This is a genomic window from Bowmanella yangjiangensis (genome assembly GCF_017255015.1).
In the GTDB taxonomy this organism is placed as follows: Bacteria; Pseudomonadota; Gammaproteobacteria; order Enterobacterales; family Alteromonadaceae; genus Bowmanella; species Bowmanella yangjiangensis.
The window spans coordinates 1-379 of the sequence record NZ_JAFKCS010000698.1 but is presented as its reverse complement, the minus strand read 5'-3'; the positions used below and the strand labels follow the sequence as shown (position 1 = coordinate 379).

Below are 379 nucleotides of genomic sequence, written 5' to 3'. Positions count from 1 at the left end.
CTGCGTGAGTAGCCCAGGGCGCAACAGACCAGCAGCGGCCCCTGATGGCGCAGGCGCTCGATGGCTTCGGCGGCGTGTCGGCATGTCGCTGCATCCGGCGCGACCAGGTCCAGTGTCGGCAGGCTGCAATAGGCCAGCGTGCCAGGCGCTGCGGGCAGTTCGGCGCACAGGTCGACCAGCGCAGCGTAGCCGTCGAGATCGCCCGCAGCGGGCAGGCGGCCGAGGTGGATACCGTCGACCACCAGGCTGGGCGCGGGCTGGCGGTACGTCCATAGCCGCGAATTGATCCAGGCGGCGAGCAGGTAAGGGCCGAGCAGTGCCCTAGCCGCCGGGCTGAGACGCCCATTGGCCTGCTTCTGGAAGCCGGCCGCGCCGAACA

1 protein-coding gene is annotated in these 379 nt (G+C 70.7%); it reads right to left on the bottom strand.

From position 1 onward, the window contains the following. Positions 1 to 379, bottom strand: a 379-nt coding sequence (locus J0A65_RS26310) for a protein-tyrosine phosphatase family protein (protein WP_206597129.1), incomplete at both ends; no start/stop codon positions are given.